26 protein-coding genes and 1 riboswitch are annotated in these 25719 nt (G+C 37.8%); of the genes, 19 read left to right on the top strand and 7 right to left on the bottom strand.

The features are described 5' to 3' along the window. Positions 1-9 precede the first annotated feature (9 nt). From TP70_RS01810 to TP70_RS01800, 3 genes are all read left to right on the top strand, one after another. The gene (locus TP70_RS01810) at positions 10-1290 is read left to right on the top strand and encodes a dihydrolipoamide acetyltransferase family protein (RefSeq protein WP_044358911.1); all 1281 of its coding nucleotides are present in this window, start codon (positions 10-12) and stop codon (positions 1288-1290) included. 93 nt (positions 1291-1383) lie between these two features. After that, positions 1384-1821, top strand: a complete 438-nt coding sequence (gene brxB / locus TP70_RS01805) for a bacilliredoxin BrxB (RefSeq protein ID WP_044358910.1) — start codon at positions 1384-1386, stop codon at positions 1819-1821. Positions 1822-1833: 12 nt separating this feature from the next. Further along, positions 1834-2814, top strand: a complete 981-nt coding sequence (locus TP70_RS01800) for an aromatic acid exporter family protein (RefSeq protein WP_044358909.1) — start codon at positions 1834-1836, stop codon at positions 2812-2814. A gap of 59 nt (positions 2815-2873) precedes the next feature. On the opposite strand, the gene prli42 is transcribed toward TP70_RS01800, so the two are convergent. Continuing rightward, positions 2874-2975 (bottom strand): stressosome-associated protein Prli42, encoded by a 102-nt coding sequence (gene prli42 / locus TP70_RS12145; protein WP_156962253.1) that lies wholly within the window; start codon positions 2973-2975, stop codon positions 2874-2876. 162 nt (positions 2976-3137) lie between these two features. Between prli42 and TP70_RS01795 the strand changes: the two genes are divergently transcribed. Further along, positions 3138-4247: a M20/M25/M40 family metallo-hydrolase gene (locus TP70_RS01795; RefSeq protein WP_044358908.1), complete on the top strand. Its 1110-nt coding sequence runs from the start codon at positions 3138-3140 to the stop codon at positions 4245-4247. Between the two features lie 80 nt (positions 4248-4327). Continuing rightward, positions 4328-5731 (top strand): NADP-dependent phosphogluconate dehydrogenase, encoded by a 1404-nt coding sequence (gene gndA, locus TP70_RS01790; RefSeq protein ID WP_044358907.1) that lies wholly within the window; start codon positions 4328-4330, stop codon positions 5729-5731. Positions 5732-5949: 218 nt separating this feature from the next. On the opposite strand, the gene TP70_RS01785 is transcribed toward gndA, so the two are convergent. Beyond that, positions 5950-6804, bottom strand: coding sequence for an AraC family transcriptional regulator (locus TP70_RS01785; protein ID WP_044358906.1), 855 nt, complete (start codon positions 6802-6804; stop codon positions 5950-5952). A gap of 202 nt (positions 6805-7006) precedes the next feature. After that, positions 7007-8491, bottom strand: coding sequence for a glucose-6-phosphate dehydrogenase (gene zwf / locus TP70_RS01780; protein WP_044358904.1), 1485 nt, complete (start codon positions 8489-8491; stop codon positions 7007-7009). A gap of 153 nt (positions 8492-8644) precedes the next feature. On the opposite strand from zwf, the gene rnz reads away from it, so the two are divergent. Continuing rightward, a complete protein-coding gene (gene rnz, locus TP70_RS01775) occupies positions 8645-9562 on the top strand; it encodes a ribonuclease Z (RefSeq protein ID WP_044358902.1) in 918 nt (305 codons plus the stop codon). A 57-nt stretch (positions 9563-9619) separates the two neighbouring features. Here the strand turns inward: rnz and proC are convergent, their stop codons facing one another. Continuing rightward, positions 9620-10438 (bottom strand): pyrroline-5-carboxylate reductase, encoded by an 819-nt coding sequence (gene proC, locus TP70_RS01770; RefSeq protein ID WP_044358900.1) that lies wholly within the window; start codon positions 10436-10438, stop codon positions 9620-9622. 78 nt (positions 10439-10516) lie between these two features. Between proC and TP70_RS01765 the strand changes: the two genes are divergently transcribed. After that, complete coding sequence (locus TP70_RS01765) at positions 10517-11281, top strand: SDR family NAD(P)-dependent oxidoreductase (RefSeq protein ID WP_044358898.1); 765 nt, start codon at positions 10517-10519, stop codon at positions 11279-11281. Positions 11282-11334: 53 nt separating this feature from the next. Here the strand turns inward: TP70_RS01765 and TP70_RS01760 are convergent, their stop codons facing one another. Beyond that, positions 11335-12243: an aldo/keto reductase gene (locus TP70_RS01760; protein ID WP_044358897.1), complete on the bottom strand. Its 909-nt coding sequence runs from the start codon at positions 12241-12243 to the stop codon at positions 11335-11337. A gap of 76 nt (positions 12244-12319) precedes the next feature. On the opposite strand from TP70_RS01760, the gene TP70_RS01755 reads away from it, so the two are divergent. From TP70_RS01755 to xerD, 3 genes are all read left to right on the top strand, one after another. Next, positions 12320-12862 (top strand): NUDIX domain-containing protein, encoded by a 543-nt coding sequence (locus TP70_RS01755; protein WP_044358895.1) that lies wholly within the window; start codon positions 12320-12322, stop codon positions 12860-12862. 96 nt (positions 12863-12958) lie between these two features. Beyond that, entirely contained in the window at positions 12959-13417 is a 459-nt protein-coding gene (gene fur / locus TP70_RS01750) for a ferric iron uptake transcriptional regulator (RefSeq protein ID WP_044358893.1), read from the top strand. Positions 13418-13443: 26 nt separating this feature from the next. Further along, the gene (gene xerD, locus TP70_RS01745) at positions 13444-14331 is read left to right on the top strand and encodes a site-specific tyrosine recombinase XerD (RefSeq protein ID WP_044358892.1); all 888 of its coding nucleotides are present in this window, start codon (positions 13444-13446) and stop codon (positions 14329-14331) included. Positions 14332-14617: 286 nt separating this feature from the next. Here xerD and TP70_RS01740 read toward each other — a convergent pair whose 3' ends face one another. Continuing rightward, on the bottom strand, positions 14618-15127 hold the full coding sequence (locus TP70_RS01740; protein ID WP_044358891.1) for a DUF309 domain-containing protein: 510 nt from the start codon (positions 15125-15127) through the stop codon (positions 14618-14620). Positions 15128-15221: 94 nt separating this feature from the next. Between TP70_RS01740 and TP70_RS01735 the strand changes: the two genes are divergently transcribed. The 6 genes from TP70_RS01735 to TP70_RS01710 all read left to right on the top strand — a co-directional run bounded on the left by TP70_RS01735 (position 15222) and on the right by TP70_RS01710 (position 21185). Next, the gene (locus TP70_RS01735) at positions 15222-15950 is read left to right on the top strand and encodes a segregation and condensation protein A (protein ID WP_044358890.1); all 729 of its coding nucleotides are present in this window, start codon (positions 15222-15224) and stop codon (positions 15948-15950) included. Then, on the top strand, positions 15940-16476 hold the full coding sequence (gene scpB / locus TP70_RS01730; protein WP_044358889.1) for an SMC-Scp complex subunit ScpB: 537 nt from the start codon (positions 15940-15942) through the stop codon (positions 16474-16476). The genes TP70_RS01735 and scpB overlap by 11 nt, the downstream gene beginning before the upstream one ends. 8 nt (positions 16477-16484) lie before the next feature. After that, complete coding sequence (locus TP70_RS01725; protein WP_044358888.1) at positions 16485-17228, top strand: pseudouridine synthase; 744 nt, start codon at positions 16485-16487, stop codon at positions 17226-17228. 247 nt (positions 17229-17475) lie between these two features. Further along, positions 17476-18201 (top strand): response regulator, encoded by a 726-nt coding sequence (locus TP70_RS01720; RefSeq protein WP_044358887.1) that lies wholly within the window; start codon positions 17476-17478, stop codon positions 18199-18201. Beyond that, positions 18185-19936: an ATP-binding protein gene (locus TP70_RS01715; RefSeq protein ID WP_044358886.1), complete on the top strand. Its 1752-nt coding sequence runs from the start codon at positions 18185-18187 to the stop codon at positions 19934-19936. The genes TP70_RS01720 and TP70_RS01715 overlap by 17 nt, the downstream gene beginning before the upstream one ends. A gap of 499 nt (positions 19937-20435) precedes the next feature. Next, positions 20436-20564: riboswitch (FMN riboswitch) on the top strand. 69 nt (positions 20565-20633) lie between these two features. Further along, positions 20634-21185 (top strand): ECF transporter S component, encoded by a 552-nt coding sequence (locus tag TP70_RS01710; protein ID WP_044358885.1) that lies wholly within the window; start codon positions 20634-20636, stop codon positions 21183-21185. A 96-nt stretch (positions 21186-21281) separates the two neighbouring features. Here TP70_RS01710 and TP70_RS01705 read toward each other — a convergent pair whose 3' ends face one another. Further along, complete coding sequence (locus TP70_RS01705) at positions 21282-21530, bottom strand: ferredoxin (RefSeq protein WP_044358884.1); 249 nt, start codon at positions 21528-21530, stop codon at positions 21282-21284. Positions 21531-21635: 105 nt separating this feature from the next. Between TP70_RS01705 and TP70_RS01700 the strand changes: the two genes are divergently transcribed. The 3 genes from TP70_RS01700 to TP70_RS11745 all read left to right on the top strand — a co-directional run bounded on the left by TP70_RS01700 (position 21636) and on the right by TP70_RS11745 (position 25693). Beyond that, positions 21636-22583 carry a helix-turn-helix domain-containing protein gene (locus TP70_RS01700; RefSeq protein ID WP_044358882.1) on the top strand — a complete coding sequence of 316 codons (948 nt, stop codon included), beginning with the start codon at positions 21636-21638 and terminating at the stop codon, positions 22581-22583. Further along, positions 22576-23952, top strand: a complete 1377-nt coding sequence (locus TP70_RS01695; RefSeq protein ID WP_044358881.1) for a RecQ family ATP-dependent DNA helicase — start codon at positions 22576-22578, stop codon at positions 23950-23952. The genes TP70_RS01700 and TP70_RS01695 overlap by 8 nt, the downstream gene beginning before the upstream one ends. 259 nt (positions 23953-24211) lie before the next feature. Then, positions 24212-25693 carry a LysM peptidoglycan-binding domain-containing protein gene (locus TP70_RS11745; RefSeq protein WP_052502856.1) on the top strand — a complete coding sequence of 494 codons (1482 nt, stop codon included), beginning with the start codon at positions 24212-24214 and terminating at the stop codon, positions 25691-25693. Positions 25694-25719: the final 26 nt, after the last annotated feature.

Below are 25719 nucleotides of genomic sequence, written 5' to 3'. Positions count from 1 at the left end.
GATAAAACGATGGATATTAAAATGCCTAAACTGGGTGAAAGCGTCCATGAAGGGACACTTGAGCAATGGCTTGTAAAAGTAGGTGACCACGTTGAAGAGTATGATGCACTATGTGAAGTGATTACCGACAAAGTAACGGCAGAAGTGCCATCATCATATGCTGGTGTCATAACAGCATTACATGTCGAACCCGGCGATACCGTCGCTGTTGGTACAGTGATTTGTTCGTTAGACACGGGCGAAGCATCGCAAGCTGATACATCTGATGTGACTGGAGATACAGTGCCTCCTGACACCGTTGCAGTGCCTGAAACAACGCCAAATAGTCAGCCACAGTCAAATACACAAGCAATGACGAACCAACCAAAAAATAACGGGCGCTATTCACCTGTTGTTTTCCGTATTGCGTCTGAGAACGGTATTGATTTAGCGCAGGTAACGGGTACTGGCTTTGAAGGACGTGTAACAAAAAAAGATGTGGAATTGTACTTAAAAAATGGGCAACAACAAGCAGAAGCGCCAGTTGAAAGCTCGGCGTCACAACCTGTTCAATCCACTCAAGTTTCTGATACATCAGCACAATCAAGCCATCACGGTCAATCTATTCCAGTGAATGGGGTACGTAGACAAATTGCGAATAAAATGGTGCAAAGCGTTCAAGAAATTCCGCACGCATGGATGAAAGTAGAAGTAGATGCAACAGAGCTTGTGGCAACACGTAATCATCATAAAGCTTCTTTCAAATCTCAAGAAGGATACAACTTGACTTACTTCGCGTTTTTCGTCAAAGCTGTGGCAGAAGCATTGAAAAAATATCCAATGTTAAACAGTTCATGGCAAGGCGATGAAATCATCGTGCATGATGAGATTAACTTGTCAATTGCAGTTGCACATGAGGACAAACTTTTTGTGCCAGTTATTCGTAATGCTGATGATAAATCAATTAAAGGGATTGTAAAAGACATTCATGCACTTGCGCAAAAAGCACGCAACAATCAACTTTCAACAGCAGATATGTCGGGTGGTACGTTTACGGTAAATAATACAGGTACGTTCGGCTCTGTCAGCTCAATGGGGATCATCAATCATCCTCAAGCGGCGATTTTACAAGTTGAATCGATTGTGAAACGTCCAGTAGTTATTAATGATATGCTCGCAATACGCCATATGGTTAATCTGTGCTTATCGATTGATCATCGTATTCTTGATGGTTTACAAGCAGGGCAATTTTTAAATGAAGTTAAAAAGCGTATTGAACAATATACTTTAGACAATACATCTATTTATTAATCATTTGCATTCTACCAATTCAAAGCTTTCGAAATTGAATTGCATCCATACCTTTAGTAAAATAGAACTATCCAAATGACGGAGGTAGATAAGATGGACATGAGTTTTGATTTATATATGAATAATGTCGTAAAACAAGCGCGTGAAGAAATGGTACGTGCGGGTTACGAAGAATTAACGACAGAAGAAGAAGTGGACAGTGTGTTCAAACAAGATGGTACAACACTTGTCATGGTCAACTCTGTATGTGGTTGTGCAGGTGGTATGGCAAGACCTGCTGCAGCACATGCGTTACACTATGATGTGTTGCCAGATCGTTTAGTCACAGTTTTTGCTGGACAAGATAAAGAAGCGACACAACGTGCACGTGATTATTTCGAAGGTTATGCGCCATCAAGCCCTTCATTCGCTTTGATGAAAGATGGTAAAATCACTGAAATGATTGAACGTCATCAAATCGAAGGTCATGACACGATGGATGTTATTACACAATTACAACGTTTATTCGATAAATATTGTGTCGCAGAGTAGGGAGTTGACCGTATGTTCCGTTTGAATCCATACCGAATTGGGTGGCGAACGATTAAAACTGCGGTCGGCATGGCACTAGGTGTAATTATCGCGAAGTTTCTAGGACTGGATAATTATGCATCTAGTGCTATTTTAGTTGTCTTATGTATTAAAGACACTAAAATGAATTCCGTTCACGCTATATTATCCCGTTTTGTGTCGTGTTTAATCGCAATTGGATTTGGTGCCACCGTTTTTCCTCTGCTCGGTCAACATGCATGGGTGCTAGGGCTCATCGTACTATTATTTATCCCTTTAACTGTCGTGTTTAACACACAAGAAGGGGTTGTTACGAGTATCGTCATCCTACTACACTTTTTTAATGCCGATTTGATTAACGTAGACTTAATTTTAAATGAAATCATGTTACTCATCGTCGGGCTTTCAATTGCCTTTATTATGAATACGATTATGCCAAGTTTTGAAAAAGAACTCGAAAGCTATCAAAATGATATTGAAGCACAAATTCGTCATATTTTTGAAACGTACAGTACGATGTGTACACAAGAAATACAACAAACAAAACTCTCATTTGACAAACTGTTGCTCACGATTCAACAAGCGAAATCCGTTGCGTTTAGAGATGTCAAAAACCATTTCGTCCGCAACGAAAACAGCTACTATCATTATTTTGATATGCGTCAAGATCAAGTTGAAATTTTACAGCGTATTCATCATAATTTAGAACTTATTACGGTGGACGACGTGTTACTCGACAAGGTTGCCACATTATTCAAAGAAATGGCAGACAACGTCAATGAAAACAACTACACAGCCATGCGTCTTCATTTGCTGTATGAAATACGCCTTCAAATTGATGACTTACCATTACCACAAACACATGATGAACTGTATACCCGTTCAAGCATTATTCAAATTTTATATGATACAGAAGAATATTTAAATATTAAATCAAATTTTGGCTCATTAAAGCTCTATCATGAAATGACCTAATCAAAAAGGATGTTCACACAACTATATATTGCGTGGACATCCTTTTTGTCTGTTGACTATTACATACTCATTAATGGTGCAATACCTGTGAGTAATAGAGATGCTACAATTGCTAATAACATGACAATCAATAATACTTTTCTTATCTTTTTGTCTTGCACGTCAAAATGCCTCCAATTGATAAATATGGTTTTTTAATTCATGATTAAATCAAATTATAACATTATTGAAATAAGATTCACAAGTGGCGAAATAAAGCATTCATTTTGCAAATACAACGCATTTCGGTACACTAAGAGTATATGAAAAAAGGGGGATTTGACATGATAAACCAAGAACGTTTAGTCGAAACATTTTTAGAACTTGTACAGATTGATTCGGAGACAGGTCATGAAGAGACAATTCAACCGATTCTTAAAGACAAGTTTGAGGCACTCGGTTTGCAAGTGCAAGAAGATGAGGCTAAAAGCAAAACAGGTTTTGGTGCGAATAACTTAATTTGTACGTTACCTGCAACAGATGCTTCGAAAGAAAAAATCTATTTTACGAGCCATATGGACACCGTCGTACCTGGGCAAAACGTAAAGCCAATCATTCAAGATGGCGTTATTACTTCTGACGGCACAACGATTTTAGGTGCAGATGATAAAGCTGGCCTTGCGACGATTTTGGAAGTCCTACACATTATTCAAGAACAACAACTGCCACACGGTCAAATTCAATTTGTTATTACAGTCGGTGAAGAGTCTGGCTTAGTCGGTGCAAAAGCATTAGATAAACATATGATTGATGCGGCATACGGCTATGCGATTGACTCAGCTGTCCCAGTGGGTAACTTCACAATTGGTGCACCATATCAAATGTTAATTAACGCAACCATTCATGGTAAAAAAGCACATGCAAGCACACCAAATCAAGGTGTAAGTGCGATTAATATTGCTGCTAAAGCAATCAGTCGTATGAAATTAGGACAAATTGACGATGAAACAACAGCGAATATCGGTAAATTTGAAGGCGGCGGCCCGACAAATATCGTGACTGATCTCGTTCATATTTGGGCGGAAGCACGTTCGCATTCTGAAGCAAAAATTAACGCACAAACAGAACATATGGCACAAACTTTTAAAGAAACTGCTGCATCATTTGGCTGTCATGCTGACGTAACGACAGAACTGTCTTACCCAGGCTTTTTAGTGCGTGAAGATGAGGTTGTTTACCAAAAAGCACAAGCAGCTGCGAAAGCTGTCAATCTGAGCGGTGAAGCTACAATTGGTGGCGGGGGTTCTGACGGTAATATTATTAGTCAGTTTGGCATTCCAACTGTTATTTTAGGTGTCGGCTACGAAGCGATTCATACAACAAGTGAACGTATTGCTATTCAATCAATGGTTGATCTTGTGGCGTATGTGTTAAAACTGATCGAGATTGCATAATCTTACGCAGTATAAGTGTTTGAAATCACATAATGTGATACAATTAACCCGTAATTTATAATAAGAGAGGTAAGTAGAATATGACACAACAAATTGGTGTAATCGGCTTAGCGGTTATGGGGAAAAATTTGGCATGGAATATTGAGTCACGCGGATACAGTGTTTCAGTTTACAACCGTTCAGCTGACAAAACAGATCTTATGGTCAAAGAATCAGCAGGTAAAAATATTGTTCCAACTTATACCATTGAAGAATTTGTTCAATCACTAGAAAAACCACGTAAAATCTTACTTATGGTAAAAGCCGGTGAAGCAACAGATAAAACGATTGATACATTATTACCATTATTAGATCATGACGATATTTTAATTGATGGCGGCAATACAAACTATCAAGATACGATTCGTCGTAACAAAGCACTTGCAGAAAGTGGTATTAACTTTATCGGTACAGGTGTTTCAGGCGGGGAAGTCGGTGCATTAACAGGACCTTCTATGATGCCTGGTGGTCAAAAAGCAGCATATGACAAAGTCGCAGATATTTTAGCTTCGATTTCTGCTAAAGCGGCCGACGGTACACCTTGTGTAACTTACATCGGACCAGACGGTGCAGGACACTACGTTAAAATGGTGCACAACGGGATTGAATATGCCGATATGCAATTAATTGCTGAAAGTTACAACATGATGAAAAACTTACTCGGTATGGATCATGAAGAGATTTCAGCAACATTCAAAGAGTGGAATACTGGTGAACTTGAAAGTTACCTTATTGAAATTACGGGTGATATCTTCACAAAACTTGATGAAAATGGCGAACCACTCGTTGAAAAAATTATGGATAAAGCAGGGCAAAAAGGAACAGGTAAATGGACGTCAATTAACGCATTAGAACTTGGCGCGCCACTTACAATCATCACTGAATCTGTCTTTGCACGTTTCATCTCATCATTGAAAGAACAACGTGTTCACGCATCTTCATTACTAAATGGACCAGAAGCAACATTTACTGGCGACAAAGCAGCGTTTTTAGAAAAAATTCGTCGTGCGTTATACATGAGTAAAATTTGCTCATACGCACAAGGTTTCGATCAAATGAAAGCAGCAAGTGAAGTGAACAACTGGAACTTACAATTAGGTGAGTTAGCAATGATCTGGCGTGAAGGTTGTATTATTCGTGCGCAATTCTTACAAAAAATTAAAGATGCGTATGACAACGATGCCAACTTACAAAACTTACTCCTTGATGACTACTTCAAAGCGATTGTAACAGACTATCAACAAGCGCTTCGTGATGTTGTCGCAATGGGCGTACAAAACGGTGTCGCAATTCCAGGCTTTGCTGCAAGTATTAACTACTATGATAGTTATAGAAGTGCAGACTTACCTGCCAACTTAATTCAAGCACAACGTGACTACTTTGGTGCACATACGTATGAACGTAAAGACAAAGAAGGCACATTCCATACACAATGGACAAACTAAAATAGGTTAACAGCTTAACAGAAAAGCTGCATGTTATTCGGGATTACACCTTGTAACATGCAGCTTTTTAAGTTGTTAGATGCTTCATCTTTGCTAAAAGCTTTCGTAGTCCCGCTAAAGTTGTGCACAAGGCCTCTGCAGGAAAGCGAGCCATTTACTGAAAAAACGCACAACCATCATGATTGTACGCTTAGACATCCCAACTATTACATATATTTTTATTCATCAATATTGACAGGGATACATAATTGAATTTTCGTAAATGCATCGTCAAATGAAATATTTAATGGATAAATTTCAAGATATAGTCGATTGCGTTCATACGGTAATGTTAACTGTAAACTTGTTTCGATATAATGCCAAGCTTCCGTTGTCGCAAAGTCAATTTCTCCTTGCAAGTTAAACACCGCAAATTGTTGTTCAGATAAATAACGATCTTCTAAATGGGGTGGGTACCGTTCACTCGGCACGCCAACAAATACTTCTAATCCATGATCTAATGGACAACTTACGACAAAAAGTTCGTGTGGACTACGATCATTGTATCGAATGATATCTTTTAAACGCCCATCTGCTTGTAGGTCTTCTAGAAAATCAGGAATAATAAAATGATCATCGAGTTGGTTAGTCGGTATAAAACGTGAACAACCGACGAGTGAAAAATCGCCAATATTTTCTAAACGATATGGATACGGTGAGTTAGAAGTGGTTGTCACTTTTAAATATAACCGGTCTTGTATTTTCAGTTGGTCTTGCTTCGTTTTCGCTTGTAACGGTGACACCCCGTGGTAATCACTAAAATCATGTGCAAACGAATTCGCATCTGGATAGCGATAGCGTTTGGCTAAATCAATCAGACGATTTGCACCGTGAATTAAATCTTGTGCCGCCAATGAAAGGCGTCTCGCACGACAGTATTCAAAAGGGGTGTAACCAACAATCATTGTAAAAGATTGTTCCAAATGATAAGGAGAAATCCCAACGTAATCACTTAATGTTTGAAAATCAAACGTGTCTAATAAGTGATCTTCAATATATACAATGGCTTGTTGTACATGTTTGATAACGTCCAAAATGGTCACTCCTTAAATAATGCATTTCGTATTGGATTTCATCTAACGCACACTTTACCACATGCTGTGATAACAACAGATGCATCCAATAATCAGTCTTATAAGTTATTATAAATCAAAAAAGACTAAGTTACACGGATTATTATGTAACTCAGTCAATTTTATGAAGCTGTATAAATATCACGTTACGACAATACGTGGATTATTGGATATCTTCCCACCATTTGAAACCATCTCGGCTTAACAATAGGTGACTTTCTAACGGACCATTGGTACCTGATGGATAGTTTGGAAACTCTGGTTCAAATTTGTTCCACGCTTCTTGAATGGCATCGACAAATTTCCATGTAGATTTTAATTCTTCCCAATGTGTAAAGTTTGTCGCATCGCCTTTTAAACAATCGTACAATAAGTTCTCATACGCATCGACAGTATTCATTTTGTCTTGTGCACTCATTGAATAAGACAGTTGGACTGGCTCTGTCTCAATACCTTGAACATATTTTTTACCGTTAAGATGAATTGACACACCTTCGTTCGGTTGAATATTAATGACAAGCAAGTTTGAGTCTAAATGCTGGTCTTTATCGTAATACAAGTTCATTGGCACTTCCTTAAATTCTACAACGACTTGAATACATTTACGCTTCATGCGTTTACCTGTACGAATGTAGAACGGGACACCTGCCCATCTAAAGTTGTTAATCATCACTTTACCTGCAACGAATGTAGGTGTTGTAGAATCTTCGGCAACTTTATCTTCATCGCGATAACCGATAACATCTTTACCGTCAATTTCCCCGGCGTCATATTGACCACGTACAAAGTTATGACGCACTTCTTCCGGTTCTAAAATATTGAGAGATTTAAGTACTTTTACTTTTTCTGAGCGAATGTCATCGCTGTGTAAGCTGATAGGGGGCTCCATTGCGAGCAGTGCGACCATTTGTAACATATGGTTCTGCACCATGTCTTTTAACGCACCACTAGACTCATAATAACCACCACGATCTTCTACGCCTAAAACTTCAGACGAGGTTACTTGAATATTAGAAATATATTTGTTGTTCCATAACGGTTCAAACATCGCATTGCTAAAACGTAACACTTCAATATTTTGCACCATGTCTTTACCTAAATAGTGGTCAATACGAAAGATTTCTTCTTCTTTAAATGAACGTCTAATTTGTTGATTGAGCGCTTCCGCCGATTTTAAATCTGTACCGAAAGGCTTTTCGATGACTAAACGTTTAAAGCCAGTTGTCTTCGTTAAGCCTGACGCTTTTAAATAGTCGGTTACAACGCCGAAAAATTGCGGTGCCATCGCTAAGTAGAACAAGCGATTGCCATCAAGACGGAACTGTCTATCTAAATCATTACTTAATGTGAGTAATTCTTGATAACTCTCTTCGTTGTTAACATCTAATTGCTGATAAAAAACGTGTTGCATGAACTGGTCTAAATGTTTCGTATCATGAACGTGCGCTTGAATTGATGCTTTGACTTGTGCTCTAAAATCATCAACTGTTAACTGACGGCGACCAATACCGACAATCGCAATTCTATCGTCTAGATTATCTTGTTGAAATAAATGGAATAACGATGGGAATAATTTACGGTGGCTTAAATCACCGGTCGCGCCAAATATTGTAATAAGCGCTGGAATATGATTATGTGTCTTATTCAAGATTCAAAACCTCAATTCTTCGTAATGTTATACGTTCTCATTATAAATCATGAGTGCCATATGGTCATATATTCTGCTTTATTATATCATGCTATATTTTTGTACGCGGTTCAACTATAATCTATGATAAGATAACGCTAAGGAGGCGTAAAAATGGAAATCATTTTTTTCGGAACGAGCGCAGGGTTACCGACAAAAGACCGACATACACAATCCATCGCACTGAAGTTAGAACCTTATGCAACGGACATCTGGCTTTTTGATGTAGGCGAAGCAACACAGCATCAAATTTTACATCATTCGATTAAGCTCGGAAAAGTGAGTCATATTTTTATAACACATATGCACGGTGATCACGTCTATGGCTTACCCGGTGTATTGACGAGTCGCTCATTTCAAGGTGGGGAAGGCAAGCCACTTACGATTGTAGGTCCAAAAGGGATTAAAGCTTATGTTGAAGCGAGTTTATCTTTCACACATGTGCATCTAAATTATCCAATACATATTATTGAAATTGACGATCAACTCGACTTAACAATTGATCAATTTGAAGTGCAAGCACGACCGTTAAATCACGGTGTACCATGTTATGGTTATCGCGTTCAAGCACCGAGTACGCCGGGAACGTTAGACGTTGCCAAATTAAAAGCGATCGGCATGGAACCTGGGCCATTATATCAACAAGTAAAAAATCATGATACATTTGAATTTGAAGGTGTTGCTTATGATGCACATCACTTTAAAGCACCTGAAAAACAAGGCCCAATCGTCGCAATCTTTGGCGATACAAAACCGTGTGATAGCGAATTAACACTCGCACAAAACGCTGATGTTATGGTGCATGAAGCAACGTATATAGACGGCGACAAACAACTTGCCAATGATTATCATCACAGTCATATAGATGACGTCTTACAGTTAATCACACATGCTAACGTTCAACATAGTTTACTAACACACTTGAGCAATCGTTATACAAAAGAAGATGTTAAGGCGGTTGAACAGCAGCTCAAAGCATCCCATACGCAATCATTCCAGTTCGTACAAGATTTTGATGCGTATCACTTTTAAAAACGCTATATAAATAGGCGACAGAACCTGAAATGTAGATTTTGTCGCCTATATTTTTTAATCATTATCTTCTTGTTCTGAAAGCTCAACGCTACGTTCTACCGCCGCATTTAAACAATCTTCAAAAATACCTTCAATATCATAATTTGCTAGGGCATTTAAACCCGCTTGAGTCGTACCGCCTTTAGACGTAATGTTTTTGCGTAACTGTTCCATACTCAAGTCTGAACGTTCGATCATTTTACTCGTACCAATGATTAATTCACGAATTGATTCTTCCACTTGAGACTTATCGAGTCCTAATTTCGTACCGGCATCCACATATTTTTCAAACACGTGATACAAAAAGGCTGGACCGCTTCCAGTAATCGCCGTCACTTGATGTAAATGATCTTCTTTCACTTCAATCGCAGAGCCAAAAGCGTTAATCACTTCTAACACTTCATCTTTTGACTTTGGACCAAAATTTCTTGAAAAACTTAAACCAGTCACTGAATGACCGACATGTGCATTCGTATTCGGCATAATACGTGCAATTGGATTAGACACGTCTAACGCTTCTCGAATATACGTAATTGGTAACCCTGCCATAATCGAAATAAATTTATTTTTACTGTCGATATATGGACGCATGCGATCTGCAAGGTCATTGAAGTCATGCGGTTTTGAGCCTAAAAAGACATAATCCGCATCTTTAAGTAACTCAGCATCATCATAACTATATTGAATGCCTAATTCTGACTGATATTGTTGCAATGCCGCTTCATTAGAACGATTCGTTAAATAAATATTTTCCGGTGGTAATACTTTAGAGTTAATTATGCCTGTAAATATTGCGTGTGCCATGTTGCCTGCCCCATAAAATACAATCTTCATACAGTTTTCACTTCCTCATTCGTATTCTATATTTTATACTAACATATATTAAAAGAATGATAAAAAAGGAGTTTTTTTATGTACCAAAAACATTACCTCGTCACTGGTGCAACAAGTGGCATTGGTTATGAACTCGTGAAACAATTACATCATGAAGGTGCATGTCTCACTTTACTTATTCGAAACAAACAAAAAGCGCAAAATTTATTTCCGTCTAAAAGTTTTCCAAACATTAAATTCATCGTTTGTGATTTAAATAATAAAGACGCGATTCAAGTATTACCCACACAATTTGACGATCATGTACAATTTAGTGGTTTCATTCATAGTGCGGGCATCGGCTATTTCAAATCACTTGAATCCCATACGACGGATGAAATTCTAACGACGTACCAACTCAACACCATTCATTTCGCCATTTTGTTAAATGTCATAAAACCTTATCTTATTAAAAATCCTGAAATTGTTGCGCTGAGTAGTATGTCAGGTCTTGCAACACAACCATACGCAGCGCACTATGCAGCAAGTAAAGCTGGCTTAATTCAGCTTTTAAACGCATTGCGAATTGAAGAACCTACATTTCGTATTTTGAATGTGATACTAGGGCCTGTCAAAACGCCATTTCATGACAATTCCGATCCTTCAGGCACATTTAAGCGTAAATTGGCCTTAATGATGTTAAAGCCAGATCAAGTGGCAAAAGATATTATAGTCGCTATGAATAAAGGGCAACAAGAATTGCGTGCACCTAAATGGATGTCTATTATTTTAAGAATATATGCACTTGCTCCTAGAACATTGGAAAAATTTGCCAAACCTTTATTTATGAGTAAGATGAAATGAAAAAAAGCCAGAAATCGTGTCATTCCAACAGATTTCTGGCTTTAAAATATAAATTACTTCAAATGTTGTGTGTAATTTAGGTCTTTCACAAGCGTGCGTGCTTGCTTTATTGTTGCTGGGTCAATATATTTTTCATACTGCGCTACATTTTCACGTAATTGTTCCGACGAACTTGCACCAACGATAATCGAACCTAAAGCATCAAATGATTTTAAGTAGCTAAAGCTGAGTGCTGTTAATTCAGGTTCTAAATTATGTAAAGCATTAACTGTATCGGCTAATGAAGAAGCATCGTAGTCAAAAATACCATTTTCAAATTTTTGTGCGAGGGCATTTTGATAATTTTGTGTCAGTAATCCTTTAAAAACTGGACCACGCGCTAATAACTTCACACCGTGTTGATATACTTCATCGAGTAACATTTCCGGTCTATTATCAATTAAATTGAACTGTGACATCAGTACTTCAATTTGGCTATGTGCTAAATAGTAACGAATGACATTTGGTCGAATTGACGATAAGCCGTACGCTTTTACAAGTCCTTCTTGTTTCAACTCATCAAAAGCACTAATTGTTTCATCGAGTGGGTCATCAATTGTGCCTCCATGCAACATGTACAAGTCTAAATGCTCAAGACCAAGTCGTTGTAATGACTGTTTAATACTCTTTTTAATATATTTTTTTGACGGGTTCCATACCATGTCACCATTATGTTGTAATTGATTTCCCACTTTCGTACCAATAACGATATCGTCACGTTGCTGATATTCACTTAAAACACGTCCGACAATTTTCTCATTTTCACCTTTATCATAAATATCCGCCGTATCAAAATACGTAATTCCTGATTCAAGTGCCGTTTCAATAATTTGTTTGGCATGTTGCGCATCTGTACCGAGACTCATACAGCCTAATCCTAACTCTGAAAGTTCGATACCACTTTTTAATATGTTTTTTTGCATGATATAACTCCTTCCGCTACACTTTATATGTATCATCATATCAGACAGTTTAGACAAAATAAAAGGAGTGGCTTCAATGAATTTTGAAGAAAAAACAATTGAGAAAGAATCTATTTATGACGGACGTATTATTCGTGTTGAGAAACATCTCGTATCCTTACCAAATGGCAATACTGCATACCGAGAAGTTGTAAAACATAATGGCGCTGTCGCAATTTGTGCGGTAAACCCTGAAGGACAAGTCATTCTCGTTAAACAATTTCGTAAGCCTTTGGAACATGAATTACTAGAAATTCCAGCCGGCAAATTAGAAATAGGGGAAGACCGTGAAGCGGCTGCAAAACGTGAATTGGAAGAAGAAACAGGCTATCGTGCGAAAACATTACAACATATCGGTGACATTTATGGCACACCCGGCTTTTCAAATGAATTGATTTCTGTATATTTTACAGATGATATTGAAAAAGGGGATATGAATCTTGATGCGGATGAATTCGTTGAACCGATTCTTTATTCATTATCAGACGTTGAAGAAGCTGTTAAAACACGCAAAATCAACGATGCTAAAACGTTAATTGCATTTCAACACCTATTATTAGTTTATAATCATTCTAAATAGATGAGCGGAAATCATTGCTTTTTTTCTCAATTACTGGTATTTTAATGACATATAAATAATACTAATTTTAATTATCAGTAGAGGAGTGAAGCTGCCGTGGAAGAACGACTTAATCGCGTGAAACAACAACTACAGCAATCATCATATAAGCTAACACCTCAGCGCGAAGCAACGGTACGTGTTCTTATCGAAAATGAGGCAGACCACCTAAGTGCAGAAGATGTTTACTTAAAAGTTAAAGAAAAAGCGCCAGAAATAGGGCTAGCAACTGTATATCGTACATTAGAATTGTTGGCAGATATTAAAGTTGTCGATAAAGTAAGTTTTGGAGATGGTGTGTCACGTTTCGACTTGCGTAAAGAAGGTTCGAAACATTTCCATCATCATCTCGTATGTATGGAGTGTGGGCGTGTCGATGAAATTGATGAAGACTTATTACCACAAGTAGAAGAGCGTGTGGAAAATGAATTTCAATTTAAGATTTTAGACCACCGTTTAACATTTCATGGTATTTGTGAAACGTGTCAAAAAGAGGGCAAAGGATCAGAAGCATAGGGAATTGCTAGAATCGAGGTTGTTGAATGGAAGAAGTACGTGATGAATTTTTAAGATTTATTCAACTAGAAAAAGGCTTATCAGCGAATACCATTGCTGCATATCGTCGTGACTTAAATCAATACATTGACTATTTACAATCTCAAAAAATTGGCAGTTTAGATTTTGTAACGCGTGATGTCATTCAACAATGTTTTGGTGCACGCCATGACGAAGGGCATTCAGCGAAATCCATTGCTCGTTTTACCTCAACGATACGTAGTTTTCATCAATTTGCATTGAGAGAACGCTATGCTTCTCAAGATCCGACTGTGCTTATTACAACGCCAAAATATGAGCGTAAGTTACCAGATGTGTTGTCAATTGATGAAGTCGATCAATTGCTGGATGCTTTCGATTTAACAAAAGTCAACGATTACCGCAATCGTACGATGTTAGAACTTTTGTATGCGACGGGGATGCGTGTCTCAGAATTGATTTTTGTTGAAATACAAGATGTCAATTTAATCATGGGCTTTGTAAAAGTATTTGGAAAAGGGAATAAAGAACGCATTATCCCACTTGGCGAAACAGTTATTGAGTATTTGACGCATTATTTACAAGAAATACGCCCGCAATTATTAAAAAATACAGTAACAGATGCGCTATTTCTTAATTTACATGGCAAACCACTGTCACGACAAGGCGTCTGGAAAATGATAAAGCAAGCAGGGGTGAAAGCGGGGCTTACTAAACGTCTTACACCACATACGCTAAGACATTCATTTGCGACGCATCTTTTAGAAAATGGGGCGGATTTGCGTGCGGTTCAAGAAATGTTAGGTCATTCCGATATTTCAACGACACAGCTTTATACACATGTCTCAAGTACGCAAATTAGAAAGATTTATCAATCTTATCATCCGAGAGCATAAACTAAATTATAAGCATATTCATTCTGACTAGTACGTGAAACCTTGCGTCATGCGCGAGATATGTACTAGTCATTTTTAATGTCGATGTTCTGTGGTAAATAGATAATTAAAAGTAACTAGTTTTTTGCCATAATTTCATAGATGTAAAAGCTAGGATGCACAAACGTACAATCTTGATGGCGTGTCCGCTTTTTCAGTACCATCATTTCTTTATTACTCGCTTTCCTGCAGGTTACGATCAAACTAATAAAAAGGTGAGACAGCATATGCCATCCCACTCCACAATTTAATGTCGATGACGTGCACGCCATGCCGCTTCACGTGCTGCAACGACTTCAGAACGATCACGATATTGATGATGATGCATGATGATAGGCGTTTCAACAACGTCCGCTGTCCATTTATACGTTGGGTACGTCGCGATCAACATATCTCGCATGATAGATGTCATTGGTAATGCAATCGGGGTAAAGCCTTCCGCATTATGCGCTGCAGGAATCAAAGTACTGAGCTGTTGACGGAATAATGGCGCCTGCAAACCGAGCTGGCTTTCAATCGCTTCATCACTATACTGTTCAATCACTTTATTTGCTTTTTGATACGAACGATATGCCCCTTGAAAATTATGACGACGATGATGATACGCACCCGTTGCGAGTAAAATCAAACTGACAATGATGTCATCTTTTGTGTACCTACTTTGTGATTTCCATGCATCTTCTAAAATATCGTGGCACAAAAAATAATGTTGCTTTGCATGGAATTGATAGTAATATTCAATTAATGCTTGTTGCATCATCATCTCTCCTTAAATTTATTCTCATCACTAAACATGCTATAATATTTTTTGGTAAGATGCACCTAACACGCAAATTAGAGAGGCTTTATGTATGTATGAAGTAAAATTAGACGCCTTTAACGGCCCTTTAGATTTATTGTTGCATTTAATACAACAATTTGAAATTGATATTTATGATATACCTATGAAAGCTTTAACCGAGCAATATATGCAGTATGTTCATGCGATGAAACAATTAGAAATTAATATCGCGAGTGAATATCTCGTAATGGCCTCTGAACTATTAATGATCAAAAGTAAATTATTGTTGCCTGATCACAACTCAGATGATGTCATTGAAGAAGACCCGCGTGAAGAATTGGTCGGTAAGTTAATAGAGTATCAAAATTACAAAGCATATGCAGAAATGTTAAATGACAATCGAGAAGCACGGAGTCACTACTATACAAAAACGCCTTCAGATTTATCCAAATATGAACGCACAGAACGTATACCGGAAGGGACGCATATTGATCTTACAGAATTGATTGTCGCTTATCAAAAAATGAAAAATCGTATTGCACTGAAAAAACCTAAAAGTGTTGAAATTAAAAAAGAAACCTTTACGATACAGCAGTCGACTGACCGTATATATCATCAACTGGATCATCGACAAAGCATTACATTTTTTGATTTATTTACCTTTAACGAATCCATTGAACATGTTGTCACGTATTTTTTAGCACTATTAGAAATGGCGAAAACCGGTACGATTCAAGTGCAACAAGTCGAAGCGTTTCATAACATTGAAATTACTAAAGGAGTCAACTATGGCAGATAAACTTAATGCGGCAATTATGGCATTGCTTTATACAGTTGGAGAAGATGGCATTGAAACGGATCAATTATTAACTTCTTTAAACATTGACGAACCGACTTTAAACGAAGCAATGTCCTCGTTAAAGTTGCCTGGTCTTACAGTTCAAAAATATGGCAATACGTATGTCTTAACAACGCAAAAAGAAATGGAACCTTATATCGAATCTTTAATTTTAAACAAAGTCTCAACGAAATTGTCACAAGCGTCCATGGAAGTATTGGCTATTATCGCATACAATCAACCCGTGACACGCAGTGATATTGAATTGATTCGTGGGATTGCTTCTGACGGTCCAGTCAAAACATTGATTGCCAAAGGGCTTGTCGAACCAAAACAACAACCGGAAGCGAGAGGACAACAGCTTTATACGACTGATTTATTTTTAAATGTTTTCGGTCTAGAAAGTCTTTCCGATCTTCCAACAACTGATGAAGAATCTGAAGAAATCGAATCATTTTTTAGCAATCTTGTTAACCAGAAAGGATAAAACAACTTATGAGTAAAGAATTAGAACGTCTACAAAAGCGCATTGCAAACAGTGGCTATACATCACGTCGAAAAGCAGAAACATTAATCCAAGAGGGAAAAGTGCAAGTGAATGGGAAAACTGTCACAGAACTCGGCACAAAAGTACGCCCGTCAGATGAGGTATCTGTCGAAGGGATTCCTTTAGAACTTGAAGATAAGCTTTATATTTTATTTTATAAACCAGCACAGGTCATTACGAGCGTTTCCGACGACCGTGGTAGAAAGGTAGTCACAGATTATTTTGATGATCTAGAAACACGTATTTATCCAGTCGGCCGCCTTGACTATGATACATCAGGTGTCTTGCTTTTAACGAACGACGGTGAATTTACAAACTTAATGACCCATCCAAAATACAAAATTCCAAAAACGTACATCGCAAAAATTGAAGGCTATATTTTGCGAGAACAAGTGAAACAATTAGAACAAGGGATTATTTTAGAAGACGGTAAAACACAACCGGCACAAGTAAAAGTGAAAAAACAGAACAAAGAAAAAAATACGTCACTTGTTGAAATTACAATTACTGAAGGACGTAATCGTCAAGTACGTCGCATGTTTGAGCATTTTGGTTTCAAAGTAACAAAATTATCACGTGTATCGTTCGGACCATTAACATTAAAAGGGCTAGGTGCGGGTGAAGGACGTGTCTTATCACCACATGAAGTGAAAACGTTACGCCAATTAGCCCAAAGTGGGTCAAACGCATAAAACATTCGTTTGCACGAAACAGTTATCAAATGTAACATTTAACGTAATAGTTTTATATTAAAGTGCATTTTTAGTGTTTTCCCTACTAACATGTGCATATATTCACATGTTATGATTACAAAGAGATGAACAAAATATGAAAATTATTTGCGTTTCGTCTCTTATTTTTTTATTATCTAGTATAAATAGCCATATGCTATAATATGTATTGGGTATAAAATGTCAACATAAGTGGGAGGTATGTCATGTGACTAAAGAAATATTGGTCGTTGATGATGAACACCGTATCAGAAAACTACTAAAGCTATTTCTTGAGAGAGAAGGTTATGATGTAGTTGAAGCGAGTGACGGGCGTGAAGCGTTCGAATTAGCAACAAAATATGATTATGCGTGTATCTTGTTAGACTTAATGTTGCCAGAGATGGACGGCCTTGAAGTTGCAACGCGCTTGCGTGAAACAAAGGATACACCAATCATTATGCTGACTGCTAAAGGTGAAGAAAATAATCGCGTTGAAGGCTTTGAATCTGGGGCAGATGACTATATTGTTAAGCCGTTTTCACCGCGTGAAGTCGTATTGCGTTTAAAAGCATTATTAAGACGTACACAGTCTGCTACTGCGGAACAAAATGAACCGCATGCACGCGATATGATTGAATTCCAGCATCTAACAATCGACAACGATGCACACAAAGTTTTAGCTGATGGCTCACCGGTTAGCCTAACACCGAAAGAATACGAATTACTCATTTTCTTAGCTAAAACACCAAATAAAGTATTTGATCGAGAACAATTATTAAAAGAAGTTTGGCACTATGAATTTTATGGGGACTTGCGAACAGTAGATACACATGTGAAACGTTTACGTGAAAAGTTAAATCGTGTTTCATCAGATGCTGCATTGATGATTCAAACTGTGTGGGGTGTAGGTTACAAGTTCGAGGTCTCACAAGCAGATGAAGCGTCTAAATAGTGTCGTTATAAAACTGTGGTTAACTATTATATTAATAGTAACGACAGTTTTAATTTTATTGAGTGCAGCACTCATCACATTTATACAGTATTATTTCACGCAAAAAACGGAACAATCCCTATATGAAAACGCAGCAAGTATTAGTGCTATTATTGAAAAAAGTGAAAATCGACAACTCGCCATTCAACATAGCGAGAAGTTATTAGAAGGCGATAAAGGTATTATTATTTTGCCTGATAATGCAGGTCAAACATCTAAGCAACAACTCAAACAACAAATGTTAACCATCATTAAGAAAGATGATCGCCTGAACCACGTACAAACATCACAAAAAAAGGTGCTTAAACATGTAGCCGTTAATGTGAACGGGAAACAACGCTCATATGTGTTGTTGGGCTATCCAACAAAAGATGTAGATGGTAAAAAGTCTGTGATTTATATTTATGAAGACTTGAGAAGTATTGATGAAACAAATAATGTGATTGCTATTATTATTTTAATCACAGCTGTTATTTTCTTAATTATGACAACAATTTTTGCCTTTTTCTTGTCAACACGTATTACGAACCCTTTACGACGACTTAAAACACAAGCGCAAGAAGTTGCAAAAGGCCACTACGATAAGCAAGTACCTGTTCAGACGAAAGATGAAATCGGTGAATTAGCTGTAGCGTTCAATCAGATGAGTCATCACATTCAAAATCACATTGATGCGATTACGACTTCTAAAAATATCCGCGATACGTTAATTAATTCTATGGCTCAAGGTGTATTGGGTATCAATCATCAGCGTCAAATTATTTTATCGAATGCACTCGCACATCAAATGATGCTCGATATGACAGTAGAAGATAAGGCACTGTTCGATACACAGATTGATGAAACATTTCGCAGTGAAAAAACAGAGTATCGTGAATACGAAATTAATCAGCGCCATTATGCCGTTGTTATGAGCTATATCGATCGTATTCAAACGAATAGAGAAAGCGGCCTTGTTGTTATCATACGTGATATGACACGAGAGCATCATATGGAACAAATGAAGAAAGACTTTATCGCAAGCGTTTCACATGAGTTGCGCACACCTATTTCATTGTTACAAGGCTATACAGAGTCTATTGTAGACGGCGTTGTGACAGAGCCTGAAGATATTCACGAGTTTCTACTCATTGTGCTTGACGAAACGAAACGCTTAAGTCGTCTTGTTAATGAATTACTTGACGTTGCAAAAATTGATGCGGATGGTATTAATATCACACCTGAAGTCCGTCCAATGTATGAGTTAGTTAATAAAATGGCAACAAAGTACCGTCAACAAGCGAGCGAGTTAGAACTTACGTTAGATTTCCAACTGAATGGCACGATGTTGGAAAACTGGTATTATGACTTTGATCGCATGGAACAAGTACTGACGAATCTTGTAGACAATGCGTCTCGTTATACACGACCTGGCGATAAAATTTTAATCCGCGCACATGAAACGACATTACATCAAGTGTTGACCGTGCAAGATACAGGTGTTGGTATTGCACCAGAACATTTAGAAAAAGTGTTCGAGCGCTTTTATAAAGTAGATGCGGCAAGGAAACGCGGTAAACAAGGGACAGGTCTCGGTCTCTTTATTACACGTATGATTGTCGATGCACATGGTGGTATGATTGCTGTAAAAAGTGAAGTAAATGTTGGTACGACATTTACCATTAAATTACCAAAACAACCACCTGCACATAAATAACTGAGTATTTCTAAGCGTACAATCATGGCTGTCCATCTTCTGTGGTGGATAGATAATTAAAAGTACCTAGTTTTATTTTTATTATAATTTCATATACATAGAAATAGCTAGGCATGTCTAAGCGTACAATCAATTTGGGTTGTGCGCTTTTTCAGTACCATCGTTTCTTTATTGCTCGCTTTCCTGCAGGCCTCGCTCGAACTAATAAACGCTTTTATTTAAAGCATTAAGAAGTGTTTATGGATTTCTCACTTCGTCTTATTCTGCAAGGAGTCTCGCAATAGAAACGATTCCTTCATGATTCTAAATACGTGCTGCTACTCAATCGTGCGTTCTAGCTATTTTTCTCTCTTATTCAGAAAAAATACTACCAGCTTTTACTGCCATTTAGATTGTGAATGCAACTTATATCGTCTCCTTAAAACATCTGCTTACCAATCATCTATATTGTATTCAGCGCACAAATTCGGTAAAATTAAAATAAATAAAATATTGATGAATTCATCTTCGGGGTTGGGTGAAATTCCCTATCGGCAGTAAATAAAGCCTGCGACCCATAAAATTTTTTATGGCTGATCTAGTGAGAGTCTAGAGCCGACAGTTAAAGTCTGGATGGGAGAAGATGGAGGTTTCTTTGTGTTGTTTTTAAACCTCCTATTCTAAAGAGATGAGCATCACAGGAGGAGACAATAGCACGATGCAACAGAAAAAACAAACGCGACAACTTATTATCGTAGGGATTTTAAGTGGGATTTCATTCATTTTGATGTTTTTGAAATTCCCAATACCATTTTTACCACCGTATTTAACGTTAGATTTTAGTGACGTTCCAGCTTTACTAGCGACATTTGCGTTAGGACCCGTCGCAGGATTATTAGTCGAGTTAATCAAAAACTTACTCAACTTCTTTTTCTATCTCGCTGATCCAATCGGTCCAATTGCCAATTTCCTTGCCGGTAGTAGCTTATTGCTTACAGCTTATGGGATCTATCGTAAAAAACGTACAACACGTGCAATGATTATAGGATTAGCTGCAGGGACGCTTGTCATGACACTTGTACTAAGCATTATGAACTATTTCGTATTGCTACCACTGTACGGAATGATTATGAACTTGTCAGACATTGCAACAAACTTGAAAATTATTATTACAGCAGGGATTATTCCATTTAACATTATTAAAGGGATTGTCGTTTCAATCTTATTTATCTTGTTATTCCAACGTCTGAAAAACGTTCTAAAAATATAAAATAAGCAAACAAAAAGCGGTGTTGTCTATCACCGCTTTTTGTTTGCTTATCTATTTGAATTCAGCGTATGATAGAACCAATACGCTTGAATAGCATTATTCGAATTTTAATGCATCGCCATCGAAAGTTTCTTCTTCAACTTTGATAGAGTCAGTAGGGCAGCCTTCAAAAGCGTCCTCTAAATCTTCGTAAAGTTCTTCCGGTACAGGCGTTGTGCCTTGGTTATCATCTAAAATCACGTACGCAATACCTTCGTCATCGTAATCATAGATATCTGGGGCAGCTGCACCACAAGCACCACATGCGATACAAGTATCCATATCGACAATCGTATACTTAGCCAAATTCTTCGCCTCCCTTTTCAAAGTGCCAGACTAACATTATAATTTCATTGTAGTTTGGTAATCTAGTTTTTTCAATATATACGGTTTATAAATGAGGTAATACACATGAAAGCATTGATATCTTTTACATACCGACGCGCGTTTCCCCATAAAAATAAAAAAAGCATTTATAATATTATCATAGGCAAAAAAACGCATCAAACCTTTTTTGATGCTACTTCATTAGAGCTATTAAGTTTATATGGGTGTGCACCGCATATATCCTTTGAACAATTTGAAGCACTCGTCAGTAAACCAGACATCCGTCATGTAGACATTCCAACATCTACGCATGTAACATATCCCATATTACAACAATCGTTTGTCGCATTGCAACTGTTGATTCAAACATTATCACATGCACAGCATCAACACTTTCAGTTTATACCGCTTACATCACAAATCGATATACATCAAAAAGTAAAATATATGTATCACCAAATAAAACAACACGACACTTTGGAATCAGCCAAAGCGGAGATTTATTTACTTTTTAAAATGCTGAATGACCAACATGCGAATAGTACGGCGCATTATTACTTAACCGGTTACGATGAAACGATGTATACACAATGTCAAGTGGGGCAAGTCACTGAATTCGATGATGATGCATTAACAGTATCACATTACAACGATTTACTGATGATTTATGAATTGCTATCTGATACTACGCAATTTCCGATTTTGCATCAATGTATCGCGACATTTCCGATAAGTCATACCGTCAAACGTTCGCTCACACTATTATTAGAAGGGCAGTCTGTTACACAAATTGCACAACAAACGCAACGTACCGAGAATACGATACAAGATCATATACTAGAACTATTTATATGCAATTACTTAACATCATATACCGATTTTTTACAAGATCACATCAATGATTTCATTCGTTTTTATATGCAACAACCTTATGAACGTTTGCGCTTTTACAAAGAACATTTTGAACAGCTAAGCTATTTTGAAATAAAACTGGCGATTATCGGTATTGCGAAAGGGGATTTACATGCTTAAAACAGCCTTGCAACAATATTTTGGCTTTGACACATTTAGAGAAGGTCAAGAAGCGATTATACAGAGCGTTCTTGATGACCAGCACACTTTAGGTATCTTACCAACGGGTAGTGGTAAAAGTTTATGTTATCAACTTCCGACGTATATAAAGCAACAGCCGACTTTGATCATTTCACCACTTATTTCATTAATGGATGACCAAGTGATGCAAATGAAAATGCAAGGGGAACAGCGTGTTGTCTCTATTCATTCAGGCATGTCACAGGAAGAACGCGCACTTGCCTACCAACAACTGGCGTCAGCTCGATTTATTTTTGTAAGCCCAGAGTTCATCTTGCAACCACACCATCTCAAGCGCTTTGCTAACATTCATTTTGGGCTTATTGTGCTTGATGAAGTTCATTGCTTGTCCGAATGGGGATTTGATTTCCGACCACATTATGCGTTAATCGGTCAAATCATTCAACAGTATCGTCAAACACCAATTTTGGCACTGACAGCGACAGCAACACAACATTTGAAAACTGACTTAGAATTCGTCACTGGTTGTTCGTTTCATGTTTTTCAGTCGTCTATGGATCGTCCCAATATTTCATTAGCTGTAAAATATATGGATGATTATCATGACAAAATCAGTTGGCTATTAGAAACAATCGACACATCTGGACCGACGATTATTTATGTCTCTTCTAAAAAAGTGTGTTTAGATATTGCGGAACATATTTATGCGGCGGGACATCTCACAGGTATTTATCATGCCGATTTAAGCTATCAAGAACGCTACACCGTGCAACAACAGTTTTTAAAAAATGATATTCGTATTATAGTCGCAACCAGTGCATTCGGTATGGGTGTCAACAAACCGGATATACGAACAGTCATCCACTTTCATATTTCAACCAGTCCATCTAGTTATTTACAAGAAATTGGACGTGCTGGGCGGGATGGTAAACCCAGTCAAGCGATTGCGCTTTATCAAGCAGATGATCAGTTTTTACTTGAAACTCTCGCGACAGCCAATATTATACGCGATGAAGATATTTATCTTTTTGAACAAGGTCAACTACTTGATGGCGAGAAAAATGATATATTATCGATTCTAGCCCAACATTATGCCTTACCAGCACTTTATAAAGTTTTTCAACAAAATAACGAACAAAAAGTGATTGCTTATCGGCATATGCAAAGCTATGTCTCCACACAATATTGTAGACGTCAACAATTGTTGTGCTACTTTAATCAGCGTGTCATGACGACTAACAATTGTTGTGATATATGCGGTCTCACGCAACAAATCCATGAGAAAAACAAGAAAAAAGTGAAAAGAAAGCGCACTTATGACGAAAAATTGGAAAGTTTATTCGAATAAGCAACTGATTGCTTTACACCGCATTTTTAAACACGCTATAATCTAATTAAGTGACTTAAAGTATAAAAGCGTCTTTAAAACAACACGCTTATTACGTTATTGAATGGGGTAACATGATAAGGGCGTCGGACAGAAAGGTAGGCTTTCATAGAAGTGAAAAAGTTTGTTAATATGTATTTTCACTTCAGTTACCTATTGCCATTTCGTGTTTTCACTATGTATCGACCCTATAGAAGCACTACAGAAAGGAATGAATATTGTGTCAAAAGATAATTTTAAGGATGAATTTGAACGCAATCGTCAAGAAATTAATCCAACAAAAGAATATGATACATCAATTGAAGAAGAATCTCGTACACACACACAATCGATGTCAACAGACCACACGCAACATTTCCCACCTCGAAATCCTGCGCGTCGTCATCGTAAACGTGTACGTAACCAAGACAGTGCAAATCCTGCTGAAACAAAGCAAGAGCAAGCACCTCAAAAACCAACAAAAACTGAAACAGAACCAACTAAAGCTGATTGTCCAAATGAGACAGCTGCTACTGCTGGGGCTGACGCTTCTGTAACGCAAAATACAAGCGCACAAAAAGCTGAACAACCTAAAGCGTCAACGGAAGAAAAACCAGCCAATAATAAGTCAGCAAACGTAGCTGGAGCTGGTGCAGTTGCAGGGGCTGGCGTTGCATCACATCAAGCACAAAATTCAAGACAAGATGTAACACAATCAGCGCAATCAGACAAAGACGAAAAGAAAACAGCGGGTACTGCAAGTGCGAGTGCGGCTGGAGCTGCTAGCGCCAAAGCTTCTCAAACAGCGAAACAACCTAAGCAAGATAGCACTAAAAATGATACCGCTAAAACTGGTGCAGCTGCTGGCGCTGGTGTCGCTACTGGATCTGCTAGCGCCAAAGCTTCTCAAACAGCGAAACAATCTAAGCAAGATAACGCTAAAAACGCCACTGCTAAAACTACAGCTGCCGCTGGGGCTGGTGTTGCTGCCGGATCTGCTAGTGCCAAAGCTTCTCAATCAGCGAAACAACCTAAGCAAGATAGCACTAAAAATGATACTGCTAAAACTGGTGCAGCTGCTGGCGCTGGCGTTGCTGCGGGTACTGCTGGTGCAACAGGTGCCGTAAAAGCGAGTGAACAACCAAACACAACGGTTTCAAATGGTTCAAGTAACGGCGGATTCTTAAAACGTATTTTACCGATTATTGCTGCAATCCTTCTTCTAGGTACTATTGCGATTTTCGGTGGTATGTATTTATTTAATCAAGACCAAAGCACAGGCAATGATGATGCTCAATTAACGCAACAATCAAGTTCAAAAGATAAAGATGCGCAAAGTGCTAAAGAAAAAGCGGCGAAAGAGAAAGCTGACAAGGAAAAAGCACAAAAAGAGAAAGCAGCAAAAGAAAAGGCTGAGAGAGAAAAAGCCGAGAAAGAACGTGCAGAAAAAGAAAAAGCTGAACAAGAAGCGGCACAAAATAATGCAGCAAACCAACAAGATATTAACAACCAATATGCAGCTCAAAATCAACAAAATGTGAACCAACAACCAACGCAATCTGCTGGTAATCAATCACATACTGTCGGTGGTAGCGAAAACTTATACCGTATTGCAATTCAATACTATGGTAGCGGATCACCTGAAAATGTTGAGAAAATTAGACAAGCGAATGGTATTAGTGGTAACAATATTAGCAATGGTCAACAATTGATTATTCCATAGGTTTCCATTTCGCCTAACAAAATAAC

The organism is Staphylococcus microti (assembly GCF_000934465.1).
Lineage (GTDB): Bacteria > Bacillota > Bacilli > Staphylococcales > Staphylococcaceae > Staphylococcus > Staphylococcus microti.
The sequence above is the reverse complement of the archived record's forward strand: the minus strand, read 5'-3'. Positions and strand labels throughout refer to the sequence as shown.

Bases quoted from the DNA above. Each gene is read 5' to 3' on its own strand.
- TP70_RS01810 (WP_044358911.1), top strand. From the start codon at position 10: ATGGATATTAAAATGCCTAAACTGGGTGAAAGCGTCCATGAAGGGACA.
- brxB (WP_044358910.1), top strand. From the start codon at position 1,384: ATGGACATGAGTTTTGATTTATATATGAATAATGTCGTAAAACAAGCG.
- TP70_RS01800 (WP_044358909.1), top strand. From the start codon at position 1,834: ATGTTCCGTTTGAATCCATACCGAATTGGGTGGCGAACGATTAAAACT.
- TP70_RS01795 (WP_044358908.1), top strand. From the start codon at position 3,138: ATGATAAACCAAGAACGTTTAGTCGAAACATTTTTAGAACTTGTACAG.
- gndA (WP_044358907.1), top strand. From the start codon at position 4,328: ATGACACAACAAATTGGTGTAATCGGCTTAGCGGTTATGGGGAAAAAT.
- rnz (WP_044358902.1), top strand. From the start codon at position 8,645: ATGGAAATCATTTTTTTCGGAACGAGCGCAGGGTTACCGACAAAAGAC.
- proC (WP_044358900.1), bottom strand. From the start codon at position 10,438: ATGAAGATTGTATTTTATGGGGCAGGCAACATGGCACACGCAATATTT.
- TP70_RS01765 (WP_044358898.1), top strand. From the start codon at position 10,517: ATGTACCAAAAACATTACCTCGTCACTGGTGCAACAAGTGGCATTGGT.
- TP70_RS01760 (WP_044358897.1), bottom strand. From the start codon at position 12,243: ATGCAAAAAAACATATTAAAAAGTGGTATCGAACTTTCAGAGTTAGGA.
- TP70_RS01755 (WP_044358895.1), top strand. From the start codon at position 12,320: ATGAATTTTGAAGAAAAAACAATTGAGAAAGAATCTATTTATGACGGA.
- xerD (WP_044358892.1), top strand. From the start codon at position 13,444: ATGGAAGAAGTACGTGATGAATTTTTAAGATTTATTCAACTAGAAAAA.
- TP70_RS01740 (WP_044358891.1), bottom strand. From the start codon at position 15,127: ATGCAACAAGCATTAATTGAATATTACTATCAATTCCATGCAAAGCAA.
- TP70_RS01735 (WP_044358890.1), top strand. From the start codon at position 15,222: ATGTATGAAGTAAAATTAGACGCCTTTAACGGCCCTTTAGATTTATTG.
- scpB (WP_044358889.1), top strand. From the start codon at position 15,940: ATGGCAGATAAACTTAATGCGGCAATTATGGCATTGCTTTATACAGTT.
- TP70_RS01725 (WP_044358888.1), top strand. From the start codon at position 16,485: ATGAGTAAAGAATTAGAACGTCTACAAAAGCGCATTGCAAACAGTGGC.
- TP70_RS01715 (WP_044358886.1), top strand. From the start codon at position 18,185: ATGAAGCGTCTAAATAGTGTCGTTATAAAACTGTGGTTAACTATTATA.
- TP70_RS01710 (WP_044358885.1), top strand. From the start codon at position 20,634: ATGCAACAGAAAAAACAAACGCGACAACTTATTATCGTAGGGATTTTA.
- TP70_RS01700 (WP_044358882.1), top strand. From the start codon at position 21,636: ATGAAAGCATTGATATCTTTTACATACCGACGCGCGTTTCCCCATAAA.
- TP70_RS01695 (WP_044358881.1), top strand. From the start codon at position 22,576: ATGCTTAAAACAGCCTTGCAACAATATTTTGGCTTTGACACATTTAGA.